Source organism: Streptomyces odontomachicola (assembly GCF_039605595.1).
Taxonomy (GTDB): domain Bacteria; phylum Actinomycetota; class Actinomycetes; order Streptomycetales; family Streptomycetaceae; genus Streptomyces.
This window is the reverse complement of record NZ_JBCFOK010000028.1, coordinates 37,249-52,130: the sequence shown is the minus strand read 5'-3', so window position 1 is coordinate 52,130 and position 14,882 is coordinate 37,249. Positions and strand designations below refer to the sequence as shown.

Annotated in this window: 12 protein-coding genes; 6 read left to right on the top strand and 6 right to left on the bottom strand. The window is 73.9% G+C overall.

Going from position 1 to position 14,882, the window contains the following annotated elements; genetic code table 11:
• Positions 1-21: 21 nt before the first annotated feature.
• From ABEE00_RS34120 to ABEE00_RS34110, 3 genes are all read left to right on the top strand, one after another.
• Positions 22-1,353: a cytochrome P450 gene (locus tag ABEE00_RS34120; RefSeq protein WP_345749680.1), complete on the top strand. Its 1,332-nt coding sequence runs from the start codon at positions 22-24 to the stop codon at positions 1,351-1,353.
• A 210-nt stretch (positions 1,354-1,563) separates the two neighbouring features.
• Positions 1,564-3,519 carry an aconitate hydratase gene (locus ABEE00_RS34115; RefSeq protein ID WP_345749679.1) on the top strand — a complete coding sequence of 652 codons (1,956 nt, stop codon included), beginning with the start codon at positions 1,564-1,566 and terminating at the stop codon, positions 3,517-3,519.
• Between the two features lie 67 nt (positions 3,520-3,586).
• On the top strand, positions 3,587-4,978 hold the full coding sequence (locus tag ABEE00_RS34110; RefSeq protein ID WP_345749678.1) for an NADP-dependent succinic semialdehyde dehydrogenase: 1,392 nt from the start codon (positions 3,587-3,589) through the stop codon (positions 4,976-4,978).
• A gap of 357 nt (positions 4,979-5,335) precedes the next feature.
• Here the strand turns inward: ABEE00_RS34110 and ABEE00_RS34105 are convergent, their stop codons facing one another.
• From ABEE00_RS34105 to ABEE00_RS34095, 3 genes are all read right to left on the bottom strand, one after another.
• Positions 5,336-6,616, bottom strand: coding sequence for a CynX/NimT family MFS transporter (locus ABEE00_RS34105; protein ID WP_345749677.1), 1,281 nt, complete (start codon positions 6,614-6,616; stop codon positions 5,336-5,338).
• The gene (locus tag ABEE00_RS34100; protein ID WP_345749676.1) at positions 6,613-7,359 is read right to left on the bottom strand and encodes a FadR/GntR family transcriptional regulator; all 747 of its coding nucleotides are present in this window, start codon (positions 7,357-7,359) and stop codon (positions 6,613-6,615) included. The genes ABEE00_RS34105 and ABEE00_RS34100 overlap by 4 nt, the downstream gene beginning before the upstream one ends.
• A gap of 149 nt (positions 7,360-7,508) precedes the next feature.
• Positions 7,509-8,993 (bottom strand): cytochrome P450, encoded by a 1,485-nt coding sequence (locus tag ABEE00_RS34095; RefSeq protein ID WP_345749675.1) that lies wholly within the window; start codon positions 8,991-8,993, stop codon positions 7,509-7,511.
• Positions 8,994-9,127: 134 nt separating this feature from the next.
• Between ABEE00_RS34095 and ABEE00_RS34090 the strand changes: the two genes are divergently transcribed.
• Positions 9,128-9,793 (top strand): TetR/AcrR family transcriptional regulator, encoded by a 666-nt coding sequence (locus ABEE00_RS34090; RefSeq protein WP_345749674.1) that lies wholly within the window; start codon positions 9,128-9,130, stop codon positions 9,791-9,793.
• Between the two features lie 38 nt (positions 9,794-9,831).
• Here the strand turns inward: ABEE00_RS34090 and ABEE00_RS34085 are convergent, their stop codons facing one another.
• The 3 genes from ABEE00_RS34085 to ABEE00_RS34075 all read right to left on the bottom strand — a co-directional run bounded on the left by ABEE00_RS34085 (position 9,832) and on the right by ABEE00_RS34075 (position 12,464).
• Positions 9,832-10,914 carry an Acg family FMN-binding oxidoreductase gene (locus tag ABEE00_RS34085; protein WP_345749673.1) on the bottom strand — a complete coding sequence of 361 codons (1,083 nt, stop codon included), beginning with the start codon at positions 10,912-10,914 and terminating at the stop codon, positions 9,832-9,834.
• Between the two features lie 147 nt (positions 10,915-11,061).
• Positions 11,062-11,478 (bottom strand): cupin domain-containing protein, encoded by a 417-nt coding sequence (locus tag ABEE00_RS34080; protein WP_345749672.1) that lies wholly within the window; start codon positions 11,476-11,478, stop codon positions 11,062-11,064.
• A 32-nt stretch (positions 11,479-11,510) separates the two neighbouring features.
• A complete protein-coding gene (locus ABEE00_RS34075) occupies positions 11,511-12,464 on the bottom strand; it encodes a 2-hydroxyacid dehydrogenase (protein ID WP_345749671.1) in 954 nt (317 codons plus the stop codon).
• A 123-nt stretch (positions 12,465-12,587) separates the two neighbouring features.
• Here ABEE00_RS34075 and ABEE00_RS34070 point away from each other — a divergent pair, with 123 nt between their 5' ends.
• The gene (locus tag ABEE00_RS34070) at positions 12,588-14,120 is read left to right on the top strand and encodes an MFS transporter (RefSeq protein WP_345749670.1); all 1,533 of its coding nucleotides are present in this window, start codon (positions 12,588-12,590) and stop codon (positions 14,118-14,120) included.
• On the top strand, positions 14,117-14,875 hold the full coding sequence (locus tag ABEE00_RS34065; RefSeq protein WP_345749669.1) for an IclR family transcriptional regulator: 759 nt from the start codon (positions 14,117-14,119) through the stop codon (positions 14,873-14,875). The genes ABEE00_RS34070 and ABEE00_RS34065 overlap by 4 nt, the downstream gene beginning before the upstream one ends.
• The last annotated feature ends 7 nt before the right edge of the window (positions 14,876-14,882 follow it).

The window sequence follows — 14,882 nt, the reverse complement described above, 5'->3', positions numbered from 1 at the left end:
CCGGGCGGAGGGAGGGACCGGATGACGGCGCGGCCGATGACGATGCTGCGTGACCGCCTCGGCGGCTGGCTGGGGCGGAAGTATGTGGAACGGATCGGCCGGAAGGGCATCGATTCCTCCACCCTGGCCCTGGTGCCGGAGGATGTGCTGACGCACTTCAAGCGGAAGGGCCTGGACCCGGTACCTGGCGCGGCGGGGGACGCCACGGGTGAGCCGATGACCAAGGTCACGCTGCCCTTCGGGATGGACGCCTGGCTGGTCACCGGGTACCAGGAGGTGCGCCAGGTGCTGGCGGCCCCGCACGCGTTCAGCAACGACTTCACCACCCTCTCCGGCACCCCGGAGGCGATGCGCAAGCCGAATCCGGGCGGCCTCGGCTTCGCCGACCCGCCGGACCACACCCGGCTGCGGCGGATACTCACGCCCGAGTTCACCGTGCGGCGGATCCAGCGGCTGGCCCCGCGCATCGACGCCATCGTCGCCGAGCAGCTCGACGCCATGGAGAAGGCGGCGGCGCACGGCCAGGTCGACGTGGTGGAGCACTACGCGTGGCCGATCCCGTCGCTGATGATCTGCGAGCTGCTGGGCGTGCCGTACGAGGACCGCGCGGAGTTCCAGCGGCTGAGCACCCAGCGCTTCGACCTGCTGGACGGCATCGACGCCGCGTTCGGCGCGATGACCTCCTCCAACGACTACCTCCAGCACATCGTGGACGGCCAGCGCCGCGACCCCGGCGACGGGCTGCTGGGCATGATCGTCCAGGAGCACGGCGAGGAGGTGAGCGACGCGGAGCTGGTCGGCCTCGCGGACGGGGTGCTCACGGGCGGACTGGAGACCAGCGCGAGCATGCTGGCGCTCGGCACCCTCGTACTGCTGCGGAATCCGGAGGCGTTCCGCGCCGTGCGGGACGAGGACGAGACCGTGGACGACGTGGTGGAGGAGCTGCTGCGCTATCTGTCGGTGGTGCAGATGGCGTTCCCGCGCTTCGCCGTGGAAGACGTCGAGATCGGCGGCCGGCTGATCTCCCGCGGCGACATCGTGCTCTGCTCGCTGCTGCGCGCCAACCGGGACGAGGCGATCACGCAGGCCCGGGGCGCGGGCACCGGGCATGAACGGTTCCTCGGCATGGGCGAGTTCGACGCCGCGCGCGGCAAGCTGCCGCACCTCGCCTTCGGCCACGGTCTGCACCGCTGCATCGGCGCCGAGCTGGCCCGCATGGAGCTGCGCGCCGCCTACCCCGCGCTGCTGCGCCGCTTCCCGGAGATGCGGCTCGCGGTGCCGGAGCGCGAGCTGTCCTTCCGCAAGCTGTCGATCGTGTACGGGATGGACTCGCTGCCCGTGACGCTCGGCTGAGCCGCCGCCCCGGTCCAGCTCGGGCCTTCCGCGGCCGGGCTCCACGACCGGTCCGCACGACCGGTCCGCACGGTCCGGTTCGGCCGTACGCGGCTGAATCGCCCTCCGCCGAGCGGGGCACTCGCCGGGAACACGCGTCCCGCCGGGCGACGGGACGCGGTCCGAGGCCCGAAGGTGGGGTCCCGGACTGCCGGCGGAAGGAGCACACCCATGGCACGGGGCACCGCGGCGCAGCGGCTCATCGAGGACCACCTGGCGGAGGGGCGCGCCGAGCCGGGCGAGGAGATCGGCCTGCGGGTCGACCAGACCCTCACCCAGGACGCGACCGGCACGCTGGTGATGCAGGAGCTGGAGGCGCTGGGCCTGGACCGGGTCCGTACCGAGGTCAGCGTGCAGTACGTGGACCACAACATCCTCCAGGCCGACGAGCGCAACGCGGAGGACCACGCGTTCCTGCGCTCGGCGGCGCGACGGTTCGGCGCCTGGTATTCCAAGCCGGGCAACGGGGTCTCGCACCCCACCCACATGCAGCGCTTCGGCATCCCGGGCAAGACCCTCGCCGGATCCGACTCCCACACCTGCGCCGCGGGCTCGCTCGGCATGCTCGCGATCGGCGTGGGCGGCCTGGAGGTGGCGCTGGCCATGGCGGGCCGCCCGCTCTACCTGCGGATGCCGGAGATCTGCGGCGTACGGCTGACCGGCGAGCTGCCGCCGTGGGTGAGCGCGAAGGACGTGATCCTGGAGCTGCTGCGGCGGCGCGGCGTGAAGGGCGGGGTCAACAAGATCCTGGAGTACCACGGCCCCGGGCTCGGCTCGCTGTCCGCGATGGACCGCCATGTGATCGCCAACATGGGGGCCGAACTGGGCGCGACCGCCAGCGTGTTCCCCTCCGACGAGGCGGTGCGCGACTTCCTGCGCTCCGAGGGGCGCGAGGACGACTTCGTACCGCTGGCCGCCGAGCCCGACGCCTCCTACGACCTGACCGAGGAGATCGACCTCGGCTCGCTGGAGCCGCTGATCGCCAAGCCCTCCTCGCCGGACAAGGTCGTGCCGGTGCGGGACGTGGCAGGTGAGCGGGTGGACCAGTGCGTGATCGGCTCCTCGGCCAACCCGGGCCTGCGGGACTTCCTGATCGCGGCGGCGATGGTACGGGGCCGGGGCACCGCTCCCGGGGTCAGCCTCGACATCAACCCCACCTCGCGGGAGATCCTCCAGGACCTCACGCGCTCGGGCGGCACCTTCGACCTGATCGGCGCGGGCGCGCGGCTGCACCAGAGCGGCTGCCTGGGCTGCATCGGCATGGGCCAGGCGCCGGCGGCCGGGCGCAACTCGCTGCGGACGTTCCCGCGCAACTTCCCCGGGCGCTCCGGTACCGAGGACGACGCGGTGTGGCTGTGCTCCCCGGAGACGGCCGCGGCGTCCGCGCTCACAGGGGTGATCACCGATCCGCGCGACTGGGCGGCGAAGGAGGGCATGGAGCCGCCCGAGCTGCCGCTGCCCGAGCGGGTCAGCGTCAACACCGGGATGCTGGAGGAGCCGCCGCCGGCAGAGGAGGCCCGGCACCTGGAGCTGGAGCGCGGGCCCAACATCTCCGCGCTGCCCGAACTCGACGCGCTGCCCGACACCTTGGAGGGCCCGGTGCTGCTGCGGGCCGGGGACAACGTGTCCACCGACGAGATCTCCCCCGCGGGCGCGCGGGCCCTGCCGTACCGCTCCAACATCCCCAAGCTCGCCGACTTCACCTTCACGCGGCTCGACCCGGACTACCCGGAGAAGGCGCGCGCGCACGACGGGCCGCACTTCGTGGTGGGCGGCGACAACTACGGCCAGGGCTCCTCGCGCGAGCACGCCGCGATCACGCCCCGGCATCTGGGGCTGCGGGCCGTGGTGGCCAAGTCCTTCGCGCGCATCCACTGGCAGAACCTCGCCAACTTCGGCGTGCTGGCCCTCGAGTTCGAGGACCCCGGCGACTGGGAGCGCATCTCCGAGGGCGACACGCTGCGGCTCGACGGCCTGCGCGCGGCCCTGGACGACGGGTCCGGCTCCGCGCTGCGGCTGCGCAACACCACGCGGGGCGAGGAGTACGCCGTGCGGCACCGGCTCTCCGCGCGGCAGCGGCACGCCCTGCTGGCGGGCGGCATCATCCCCGCGCTCGCCGAGGACTGACCGCCCGCACCCCGTACGCACACCCCACCCCGTGCGACTTCCCCGTACGACTTCCAGGAGGCACCCCATGGCCATCGCCACCGTCGATCCGGCAACGGGCAAGACGCTCCGCACCTTCGAGGCGCACACCGACGCGGAAGTGGCGGAGCGGGTCGAGCGCGCGCATGCGGCGTTCGAGCGGCACCGCAAGACCGGTTTCGAGCACAGGAAGGGCCTGATGCGCCGGGCCGCCGAGCTGCTGGAGGAGGACGCGGACGACATCGCGCGCACCATGACCACCGAGATGGGCAAGACCGTGAAGGCGGCACGCGCCGAGGCGGCCAAGTGCGTCAAGACGATGCGCTGGTACGCGGACCGTGCCGAGGGTCTGCTCGCCGACGAGCACCCCGACCCGTCCGACGTGCAGGACAGCGGGGGCTCCAAGGCGCTGGTGCGGTACCGGCCGCTGGGGCCCGTGCTGGCCGTGATGCCGTGGAACTTCCCGCTCTGGCAGGTGGTCCGCTTCGCGGCGCCCGCGCTGATGGCGGGCAACACGGGGCTGCTCAAGCACGCCTCGAACGTGCCGCAGACCGCGCTGTATCTGGAGGACCTGTTCCGCAGGGCCGGGTTCGAGGAGGGCTGCTTCCAGACGCTGCTGATCGGGTCCGGCGCTGTGGAAAAGATCCTGCGCGACCGTCGGGTCGCCGCCGCCACCCTCACCGGCAGCGAGCCGGCGGGGCGCGCGGTCGCCGCGACCGCCGGCGACGAGATCAAGAAGACCGTGCTGGAACTGGGCGGCAGCGACCCCTTCATCGTGCTGCCCTCGGCCGATGTGGAGCGCGCGGCGCAGGTCGCGGTCACCGCGCGGGTGCAGAACAACGGGCAGTCGTGCATCGCGGCCAAGCGGTTCATCGCGCACGAGGACGTGTACGAGGAGTTCGCGCGGCGCTTCACCGAGGGCATGGAGGCGCTGCGGGTCGGCGATCCGATGGAGGAGTCCACGGACGTGGGGCCGCTCTCCAGCGAGCAGGGCCGGGCCGACCTGGAGGAACTCGTCGAGGACGCGCGGCGCTCGGGCGCCACCGTGCGGTGCGGCGGGCGGCGGCCCGAGGGGCGCGGCGAGGGGTGGTTCTACGAGCCGACGGTGCTGGAGGGGATCACGCCGGAGATGCGGATCGACCAGGAGGAGGCGTTCGGTCCGGTCGCCACGCTGTACCGGGTGCGGGACCTGGACGAGGCGGTCGAGGTGGCCAACAAGACGTCCTTCGGCCTGAGTTCCAACGTGTGGACGCGGGACGAGGCCGACCAGGAGCGCTGCGTCGCCGACATCCAGGCGGGCGGCGTCTACTTCAACGGCATGACGGCGTCCCACCCCGGCATGCCGTTCGGCGGAGTGAAGCGCTCGGGCTACGGCCGCGAACTGTCCGGTCACGGGATCCGCGAGTTCTGCAACGTGACGACGGTGTGGTTCGGCGCCTGACCCACTCGCCCGTCACCTTCCGCTGCTGGCCGCGCCGGCCGGCTCCTTGTCCCGCTGCGGCGGACGCCCCTGCCCGCCGCAGCGGAAGAGCCCCTTCCACCTCCCCGGCGGGGGAAGCCCTTCCCGCCACAACGGGAGGACTCCCCGCCTCCCCCGGCGGGAGAAAACCCTTCCCGCCGCAGCGGAACGCGCCCACAGCGGGGGCCGTCGGCGGCCGAGCGCGGATCGCGCTGTCACCGCCGACCGGGTCCGCCGGGCTGCTCGCCGCTGCGGCGGGGAAAGGGGTGTCCCGCGGCAGCGAAGGCGGCCGGCCCGTCGCGGCGACGGGGCAACTCGCCGCTGCGGCAGGCGAGTTGCTTACGCCGTGCCCGCCACGTGGCGGTTCCTCGACGCGCCCAGGCCCGACAGGAGCTGGGGCACCAGCAGGGCCAGGAGCAGGACGAGGGGAATCGTCCAGCCGGAGACCGCGTCGTGGACCGCGCCCAGCACCGCGGGACCCGTCGCGGCCAGTACGTAGCCGTAGCACTGGGCCATGCTGGAGAGCTGGGCCGAGTGACGGGTGTCCGGGGCGCGCTGGACGATGAACAGCAGCGACAGGCTGATCGAGAAGCCCTGCCCCAGGCCGAGCAGCACCATCCACACGTACGCGCCGCCGACGGGCGCCACCAGCATCCCCACGAAGCCGGCCGCCACCATCGCGGTGCCCAGCGCCAGCACGGAGCCGGGCCGCATCCGCCGCTCGCCCAGCACCGGCGCGAGGAAGGAGCCCGCGATGCCCAGCAGCGAGGAGAAGGACAGCATCCACCCGGCGCTGCCCGAGCCCATGCCCGCGTCCTCCAGCATGCTCGGCAGCCACGCGGTCGCCGCGTAGTAGCTCAGCGACTGGAGCCCCATGAAGCCGGTGACCTGCCAGGCCAGCGGCGAGCGCCACAGGCCCTTGACCGGGTGCGCCGCCTGCCGCGCCGCCTCGGCCGGCACCCGCGTACGGCTGCGGAGCTGCGGCAGCCAGACCACCGCGGCCAGCACGGCGAGCAGCCCCCAGCAGGCCAGCAGCAGACGCCAGTCGAGCCCGGAGGCGTTCTGGATCGGCACGGTGAGCCCCGCGGCAGCGGCGGCGCCGGTGAAGAGGGTCATGGAGTACACGCCCATCATCGAGCCGACCCGGTGCGGGAAGTCCCGCTTGATCAGGCTCGGCAGCAGCACGTTGCCGATCGCGATGCCCGCGCCGATCACCACGCTGCCGCCGAACAGCGCGATCTCGGAGTCCGCCAGCCGTACGGCCGTACCCACCACGACCAGCACCATCGCCGCGAGCAGCGAACGCTCCATCCCGAAGCGCCGCCCCATACGCGGCGCGATCGGCGCGAGCAGCCCGAAGCACAGCAGCGGCAGCGAGGTCAGCATGCTGACGACGGTGGCCGACATGCCGCCCGCGCGGATGTCGGGCGCGAGCGGCGAGACCGCGACCAGCGCGGGGCGCAGGTTGAGCGCGAGCAGCACGATGCCCGCGCCGAGCCAGAGCGCGCGGCGGCCGGTCGCGCCGCCGTGCGCGGGAGCGGCGGCCGCGGTCTCGGGTGCCGCGCGCTCCCGCTCGGATATTGCCGGTTGCGGCTCCTGGGCCGACTGCTGTGTGCTCACTGTTCCTCGTCTCCTGTGTGTTCCCCCGGGCCGCGGGCAGCGCCGTCCTCGGACGGGAGCCCGCGCAGCGCGTCCATCGCCTCGTTGAGGTGGGCGAGCGCGGCGCGCTCGGCGGCGTCCGGATCGCGCGCCTCGATGGCCGCGACGATCTCGGCGTGCGCGTCGAACTGGTGCCGCACGGCCTCCGGCAGCGGCGAGCCGATCACCGACTGCAGCGTCGAGCGCAGCCCGTCGCTGAACTGCCCGTACAGATCGGCCAGCACGCTGTTGCGCGCCGCCGCGGCGACCGCGCGGTGGAACGCCATGTCCGCCTCGATGAAGGCGTCCGCGTCCTGCCCGGCCCACGTGCGGTCGCGCACCGCGAGCGCCTCGCGCAGCGCGGCCAGGTCCTCGTCGGTGCGGCGCAGCGCCGCGTACCGCGCGGCGTCCCGCTCCAGGGCCGCGCGCACCTCGTACGCCTCCAGCTCGGCGGCGTGCCGCAGCCTGCGGCGCACGGCGGCGCCGAGCCCGCTGGCCGCACGCACATAGGTGCCGTCGCCCTGGCGGGGCTCCAGCATCCCGGTGTGCACCAGCGCGCGCACGGCCTCGCGCACGGTGTTGCGGCCGACCCCGAGCTGCTCGACGAGCGCCGGCTCGGGCGGGATCTTCTCGCCGACCGGCCACTCTCCTCCGCCGATGAGCCCCTCCATCTGCTCGATGACGGAGCCCACGAGGTTGGACCGTGGCGTCGCCTCCAGGGGCATGCGGCCGCCCTCTCCTTTTCGGCGCACGTTGCCAGGTGCACCACTCAACGATTGCGCCAATGATGGGAACATCCCATGTTTCCGACGTCAAATGCGGGCCGCCGCCCTGACCTGCGCGACGACGACCCGGCAGCCGGGAGGAACGAGGCTCAGCGCCGCCCCAGATGCAGCCGCAGCCCCTCCGGCATGAGGGTCAGCCGCTCCGCGATCCGCAGCCGGTAACCGGGCTCGGGGTGCAGCTCGTAGCGGCGCAGCAGCAGACCGAGCACCAACGTGGCCTCGTGCAGCGCGAATTGGCGGCCGATGCACGCGCGGGCCCCGGTGCCGAAGGGCTTGTAGACGTGCGCGGGACGGGCCCGCACCGCGGCCGCCGCGAACCGGTCCGGGTCGAAGCTCTCGGCGTCCTCGCCCCACGCCGCGGGGTCGCGGTGCAGCATCAGGGTCAGCACCAAGGCCCAGGCGCCCCGGCGCATGGGGTGCCGCCCGCCGAGCACCGTGTCCTGGGTGGCCTCGCGCGCGTAGGCGGGCGCCGTGGGCCACAGCCGCAGCGCCTCGTCCAGCACCCTCCGTACGTACCGCAGCTTCGCGACCTGCTCGTACGCGGGCTCCGGCACATCGCCCCAGACGCGGTCGATCTCCTCGCGGGCCCGCTCCAGCACGGCCGGGTTCCGGGCGAGGTGGTGCAGCGCGAAGGAGAGCGCGCCCGAGGTGGTCTCATGGCCGGCGACGAGGAAGGTGATCACCTGGCGGCGGATGTTCTCGCTGCTCAGCCGCTCGCCGGTGTCCGGGTGCGCGGTCTCCAGCATCCGGTCGAGGAGATCGCCGGTCGCACTCTCCGCGCCTGCGGCACGACGGCGCTCGATGACGTCGTCGACGGTGCGGTTGAGGTACGCCATGTCGGCCGCGTTGCGCCGCTCGGCGCCGCGCATCAGCGGGGAGAGCAGCGGGGGTACGACGTTGCGGCGCTGCGCATGGGCCAGGGTGCCGACCATCGCGGTCACGAAGGGGTGCGGGCGCGACCGCTCGAAGGAGCCGAAGTCGTGCCCGAACCCGGTCCGCGCGATCGTCTCCAGCGTCAGCTTCGTCATGTCGCCCGGCACGTCCACCGGTGCGCCCGCTCCCTCGCGCTCGTCCCAGTGCGCCATGAGGCGGCGGGCCACATCCAGCATCAGCGGGTGGTAGCCCTCCATCGCCGCGCGGCTGAATCCGGGGGCGAGGATGTCGTGCGCGAGCTGCCAGTTGGGCTCGTGGTTGTACGCCGTGAAGAGGCCGTCGCCCGCGACCGGGCGCAGGTTGGCCACGCCGAGGCCGACGTGCTTGGCGAAGCGGGACTCGTCCGAGAGCTCGGCCGCCTCCTCGGCGCCGGAGACGAAGACGATCTCCTTGCCGAAGCCCTTGCGCCGGAAGACCGGGCCGAGCTCACGCGCGAGCTTCATCGAATCCTGCACCGGCGTACGGACGTTGGCGCCCAGCACATCGCCGATCACCGGGACGCGGCGCGGCGGGTGCGGGATGCGGTGCAGCTCGGGCCAGCCCTGCTCGGCGCTGCGGAAGCCCTTCGGGAGCGGGGCTCCCTGCTCCGCCTGCCCCGCGTGCCCGGTGTCGCCGTCCGCCGCCTGCTGTGTCTGCGCCATCGCCGTTGATGCCCTCCCTGCTCGCCCCTGCGCCGCGGGCCCGTGCCGGACGGCGGGCCCGCTATTACACACGGGTTCAATAACGCGTCCAGTTTCCGGCCAGGCCGAGTACGGCGTCAAGTACCGTTTGCCGCATGGCCGTTGAGCAGGGAAGAGAGCAGCGGGGCCGGCGTACGGGGGACGGCGCGCGTGACGGCGGGCGGGACGGCGCGCGGCGCAGGCTGAGCACCGCGGAGCGCAGGGAGCAGCTACTGTCCGTGGGCTCGCAGCTCTTCGCGCAGAGCCCGTACGACGACGTGCTGATCGAGCGGGTGGCCTCCCTCGCGGGCGTCTCGCGCGGCCTGATGTACCACTACTTCCCCACCAAGCGGGACTTCTTCGCCGCGGTGGTGCACCGCGAGAGCGAGCGGATGCTGCGGCTGACCCAGGCCGTTCCCGGGGTGCCGGTGCGCGAGCAGATCGGCACGGGCCTGGACACCTTCCTGGAGTACGTGGAGCGCAACGCGCACGGCTTCCGCGCCTTCCACCGCGCCGACGCGGCGGGCGACCCCGCGGTGCGCCGCGTCTACCGCGAGGGCCTGGCCGCGCAGGAGCGCCAGATCCTCGAAGCGCTCGCCGCCGACCCGGAGTTCGCGCCGGGCCCCGGCGCCGGCCACCCCGCCGGACTGCGCCTGGCCGTGCGCGGCTGGCTCGCCTTCCTGGTGTCGGTCTGCCTGGAGTGGCTGGACGAACCGGAGATGCCGCGCGACGAGGTACGGGAGCTGTGCGCACGGGCACTGCTGGGAGCGGTCACCCCGTAGGTCGCCCCGTGGGCCCGCCACCTGCGCGTACGCGCGCCTCACTCGTACTCCAGCACCGCCTCCACGGGAGCGCGCAGCGAGCTGCGGCGGGTGCTCCCGTAGCCGATGCGCAGCAGCATCTGTACGTGGGGAGGGCGCGGCATCCCCCTGTCCGCCGGCGGTACGGGGCCGCGCAGGGCGGCGCGCAGGTCGGGCCACTCCAGGGCCTGGTGGAAGAGCGAGGCGCACAGGCCCTCGGCGGTGAGCTGGAGCAGCGCGCGCTCCAGCGCCTGCCCCGCGCGCAGCCAGTCGACGGGTCCGTCGTGCCGGGTGCGGACCACCGCGAGCTGCGGGTGTTCCTCGAAGCTCTCGGCACCCCGCTCCCCCGCGCGCCCGGAGCCGTGCTCCACCCCGTAACCCGTCCCGTATCCCGCCCCGTCCCCCACCCCGTGTTCCTCGGCGGTGAAGTCGCGCAGGGGCAGCCGCTCGTGGGTGTCGCGTGTGCCCAGGCCGTCCGGGGGAAGGCCGAACAGGCCGCCGTGCGCGCCCTGTTCGACCCAGCGGCGGCTCTCCTCGGCGCGTTCGGCGGCCGCGCCGTTGCGCCGCTCGCCCTCCCGGGTCAGCGCCAGCAGCCTGGCGGTCTCCTCGGGTGCGGTGAACTCCAGCCGCGCGCCCTCGGCCCGCGCGGCGCCGGACAGCTCGGTGCGCACGACGGCGGGCACCGGGGCGCCGGTGAAGGGGCGCCTGCTGGAGTGCCTGCGCCACAGCGCCTCGTACAGACCCGGGCGCCCCGCGCCGTCCATCCGTACGCGGCCGTGCGCGAGCCGCACCTCGGCGAGCGCCCTGGGGTCGCGCCCGGGCAGCAGCCCGACCTGCGGCGCGAGGCCGTGCCGCAGGGCCGCGACGCGCAGGTTGAACAGCGCGGCGCCCGCCGACACGTGCAGCGCCCTGCCCTGCGGGTCGGCCTCGGACAGCCGCCGGCCGCCGGCGGCGCACAGCGTGAGCACCCCGGCACGCTCGGCCCAGCGGAACCGCCAGGGCTGGGTGTTGTGGATCGACGGCGCCGCCGTCGCGGCGGCCACCAGCTCCCTCACGAGCGCGGCGTCCACGGGGCGTGCGGCGGACGCGCCAGTCGCCGTCATGGTCTCGGTCTCCTCGGGGCGGGGCACACGGGTGCGCGGAAAACTTCAAGCGCACTCGATGTTCGCCCGGGAGACCCCGCCGTGGCGCGGGACTTCCGTCCCGTCCGGGGACCCGAAGGTCCCGGACGGCGGCTCAGGGGAAGGCGCTCAGCTCTCCCCTTCCTCCGCGTCGGATCCCGCCCCGGACCCCGCCCCGACCTCGTCCGGTACGCGGTAGCCCGCCACCGAGGGCCAGCGGACGGTGAGGACGACGGACTCCTCCTCGGCCTCCCAGGAGTGGTCGACGCCCTTGCCCCACACCACGTAGTCGCCCTGCTCGCTGAGGACCACGTCGCGGCCCGGGAACTCCATCCGGAAACGCCCGCTGATCAGGACGAGCAGCGCCGTGCGGACCTCGCCGGTGGCCCACTGGGCGCGCCGGTCGCCGGGCGGGTGGACGCCCCACTTGATCTCCACGTCCTCGCTGTGACGGGGGTCGTCCACGTCCTTGAAGTGCCCGAGCAGCCAGCCTCGGTCCAGGGCGGCGTCCTTGCCGGCGCTGCCCACGTACACGGTGTCGTTCATAAGCCGGGACGCTAGCAGCACCCCTGTACGGATCAGGTGCCGGGAACCCTGTTGGCCAGCGGTTCTCCCGCCGCGTAGCGCCGCACCTGCGCGACGGTCAGGCGCGCGGCGCGCGGCCCGAACGCGGCGGCGCCGCCCGCCACATGCGGGGTGATCAGCACGCCGGGCGCCTCGCGCAGCGGATGCTCGGCGGGCAGCGGTTCGGGGTCGGTCACATCGAGCGCGGCGCGCAGCCTCCCGGTCCGCGCCTCGGCGAGCAGCGCCCCGGTGTCCAGGGTGCGGCCGCGGCCGATGTTCACCACGAGCGCGCCGTCCGGGAGCGCGGCCATCTCGGCGGCGCCGAACAGCCCCTCGGTGCCCGGGTTCTCGGGCAGCACGAGCACGGCGATGTCGACGTCGGGGAGCAGCCGGGGCAGGTCGGAGACGGGGTGCACGCCCTCCTCGGGGCGCGCGCTGCGGGCCACCCGCACGACCCGGGCCTCGCAGGCGAGGAGCCGCCGCTCCAGGGCCGCGCCGATCGACCCGTACCCGATCACTGCCACCCGGCAGTCGGCGAGCGAGCGTGTGAAGTGCGGCTCCCAGCGGCCCTCGCGCTGGTCGGCGGCCCAGCGCGGGATCTCCCGCTGCGCGGCGAGGATCAGCCCGAGCGCGTGCTCGGCGGCGCTGGCGTCGTGCAGGCCGCGCCCGTTGTGCAGGGCGACCCCGGAGGGCAGCTTGGGCAGCAGCTTCTCCACTCCGGCGCTGAGGGACTGCACCGCGGTCAGCGCCGGGAGCCGGGGCAGCAGCCGCGCGGCGTCCGGCACCGCGTACGGCATCACCCACAGGCCGACGCTCTCCAGCTCCCCGGCGGGCGGCGGCTCGGCGACGCCGTCCCACACGTGGATCCTGGCGTTCTCCGGCCACGGCCCGTACCGCCCGTCGTCGAGGCCCGCCCAGGGCACCAGTACGTCGACATCCCTGGCCCCCGCTTCGCTGCTGTCGGTCATCCCGCGCCGCTCTCCTCTTCGCTGCCCTCACCGGCTTCCGGCCATTGACCGGCCGGATCCGCGCTCGTAACGTCTTCCCGCTCAGTGAAACAATTTCCATGTCACGGAAAAGAGGGGGTACGGATGACAGCGCCGTCATCGCCGCCCACCGGCTCGCAGGAAGCGCCCGGCTCCGCCGGCGGCTTCTGGTCCTCGTCCCGCGCGCGGTATCTGATGCCGATCGCGTTCGTCACCTACTCCCTCGCGTATCTGGACAAGTCCAACTACGCGATCGCCTCGGCCGGCGGCATGGCGGAGGAGCTGCACCTGTCGGCGGGCATGGACTCGCTCATCGCCGCCTCCTTCTTCCTCGGCTACTTCCTCTTCCAGATACCGGGCACGATCTACGCCGAGCAGCGCAGCGCCCGGCGCCTGATCGCCTGGTCCACCGTGGCGTGGGGCCTGCTGGCCGTGCTCCAGGGCCTGTTGAGCAGCCCGGGGCAGCTCATCGCGGTGCGCTTCATGCTGGGCGTGGTCGAGGGCGCGGTGCTGCCTTCGATGGTGATGCTGCTGGGGCGCTGGTTCACCAAGGGCGAGCGCGGCCGCGCCAACACGCTGCTGATCCTCGGCAATCCGGTCACCGTCATGTGGCTGTCGGCGGTCTCCGGGTGGCTGGTGTCGGCGACCGACTGGCGCGCCATGTTCGTCATCGAGGGCGTGCCCTCGGTGCTATGGGGGCTGCTCTGCCTGCGGCTGATCAAGGACCGCCCGGCGGACGCGCGCTGGCTCAAGGAGCCCGAGCGCCGCGGTCTGGAAACGGTACTGGAGGCCGAACGGGCAGCTCAGGGGCGCGCGTTGGGCAGCCCCCGCGCGGAGTACGCCAAGGTGCTGCGCTCCCGGCCCGTACTCCTGATGTCGGCTCAATATTTCTTCTGGTCCTTCGGCATGTACGGCTTCGTCTTCTGGCTCCCGGCGATCATCAAGAAGGGCTCGGGCGAGGGCATCGGCGCCACGGGCATGCTGTCGGCCGTCCCCTACGCGCTCGCCGCCATCGCCATGCTGGTCAACTCCCGCGTCTCGGACCGCTCCGGGCGCCGCCGCGCCGCGGTGTGGCCGTGGCTGGGCGCGGGCGGTCTCGCGCTGTTCGCCTCCTGGGCAGCGGGCTCGCACTTCCCGCTCGCCTTCGCGCTGCTGGCGGTCGCCGGGCTGTGCATGTACGCGCCGTACGGCCCCTACTTCGCGCTCGTCTCCGAGCTGGCCCCCGCCGGAGTCGCGGGCGCGGCCATCGCGTGCGTCAACTCCTTCGGCGCGCTCGGGTCGTTCGCCGGCACCTATCTGGTCGGCTGGGTGCGCGGCACCGGGCTGGGCGACGCGGGAGCCTTCGGCCTGATGGCCGTGTGCACGCTGACCTCGGCCGTCCTGATGGCGGGGGTACGGGAGCCGCGTACGGATGCGGCGCGGGAGGCTCGTACGGATGCGGTGCGGGAGCCGCGTACGGCCGCACAGGCGGAGGGGGTGCGGGAGCTCCGTACGGGCGAGGCGGAGGAGTCGCGTACAGGTGCGGCGGAGGAGCCGCGTGCGGGCCAGGCACAGGAGTCGCGTGCGGGCGCGGCCGGCGCGGCGGATACGGTGCCGGAGCCTGTGCGGGAGCACTCGGAGGGGAGCGGAAGCGCGTGAGCGGAACGTCCGGCGACGACATGCTGGGCCGCGGTCTGCGGCTGCTGACCGTGCTGTCGGGGCACCCCTCGGGGCTCGGGGTCAGCGCGGCGGCGCGCGCCGCCGGACTGCCGGTGAGCAGCACGCACCGGCTGCTGGGGCGGCTGGCCGAGGAGCGCTTCGTCACGTACGACGAGGACGCCCGCCGCTATGCGCTGGGCGTGCGCGTGCTGGAGCTGTCCCGCGCCTTCCAGCGCTCCCCCGCCGGCTACTCGGCCGCCGCGCTCCCCATGCGGCGGCTGGCCTCGCGCACCGGGCTGCCCGCGATCGCCGGGATCCTGGAGGGCGGCGACGTCCTGCTGGTGCTCACCGTGCAGGGCACCCAGCACCTCCAGCTACGCAGCGCCGAGGGCACCCGCAATCCCTGGCACGCGACGGCGCTGGGCAAGGCCCTGGTGGCCGGACTCCCCGAGGCCGAGCGCGAGGAGCTGCTGCGCGGGCCGCTGTCCCGGGTCACGCCGCTGACCGTCACCGACCCGGACGCGCTCCGCGCGGAACTGGCGCAGGCGCGGGAGCGCGGCTGGGCCGAGGTGCGGGAGGAGAACGAGGCGGGCGTGCACGCGATCGCCTCCGTGGTGCCGGGCGCCCCCGACGAGCCCCCGCACCTGGCGGTCTCCCTCGGCGCGACCCTCGTCCTCACCCCGCCGGAGGCCCTCCGCGCACACGCGCCCGAACTCCGCGTCTGCGCCGAGGACATCGCGCCGCACATGGGCTGAGCGGGCC

Excerpts from the sequence above, each read along its gene's own strand:
- ABEE00_RS34120 (WP_345749680.1), top strand. The coding sequence starts at position 22 with ATGACGGCGCGGCCGATGACGATGCTGCGTGACCGCCTCGGCGGCTGG.
- ABEE00_RS34115 (WP_345749679.1), top strand. The coding sequence starts at position 1,564 with ATGGCACGGGGCACCGCGGCGCAGCGGCTCATCGAGGACCACCTGGCG.
- ABEE00_RS34110 (WP_345749678.1), top strand. The coding sequence starts at position 3,587 with ATGGCCATCGCCACCGTCGATCCGGCAACGGGCAAGACGCTCCGCACC.
- ABEE00_RS34100 (WP_345749676.1), bottom strand. The coding sequence starts at position 7,359 with ATGCCCCTGGAGGCGACGCCACGGTCCAACCTCGTGGGCTCCGTCATC.
- ABEE00_RS34095 (WP_345749675.1), bottom strand. The coding sequence starts at position 8,993 with ATGGCGCAGACACAGCAGGCGGCGGACGGCGACACCGGGCACGCGGGG.
- ABEE00_RS34090 (WP_345749674.1), top strand. The coding sequence starts at position 9,128 with ATGGCCGTTGAGCAGGGAAGAGAGCAGCGGGGCCGGCGTACGGGGGAC.
- ABEE00_RS34085 (WP_345749673.1), bottom strand. The coding sequence starts at position 10,914 with ATGACGGCGACTGGCGCGTCCGCCGCACGCCCCGTGGACGCCGCGCTC.
- ABEE00_RS34080 (WP_345749672.1), bottom strand. The coding sequence starts at position 11,478 with ATGAACGACACCGTGTACGTGGGCAGCGCCGGCAAGGACGCCGCCCTG.
- ABEE00_RS34075 (WP_345749671.1), bottom strand. The coding sequence starts at position 12,464 with ATGACCGACAGCAGCGAAGCGGGGGCCAGGGATGTCGACGTACTGGTG.
- ABEE00_RS34070 (WP_345749670.1), top strand. The coding sequence starts at position 12,588 with ATGACAGCGCCGTCATCGCCGCCCACCGGCTCGCAGGAAGCGCCCGGC.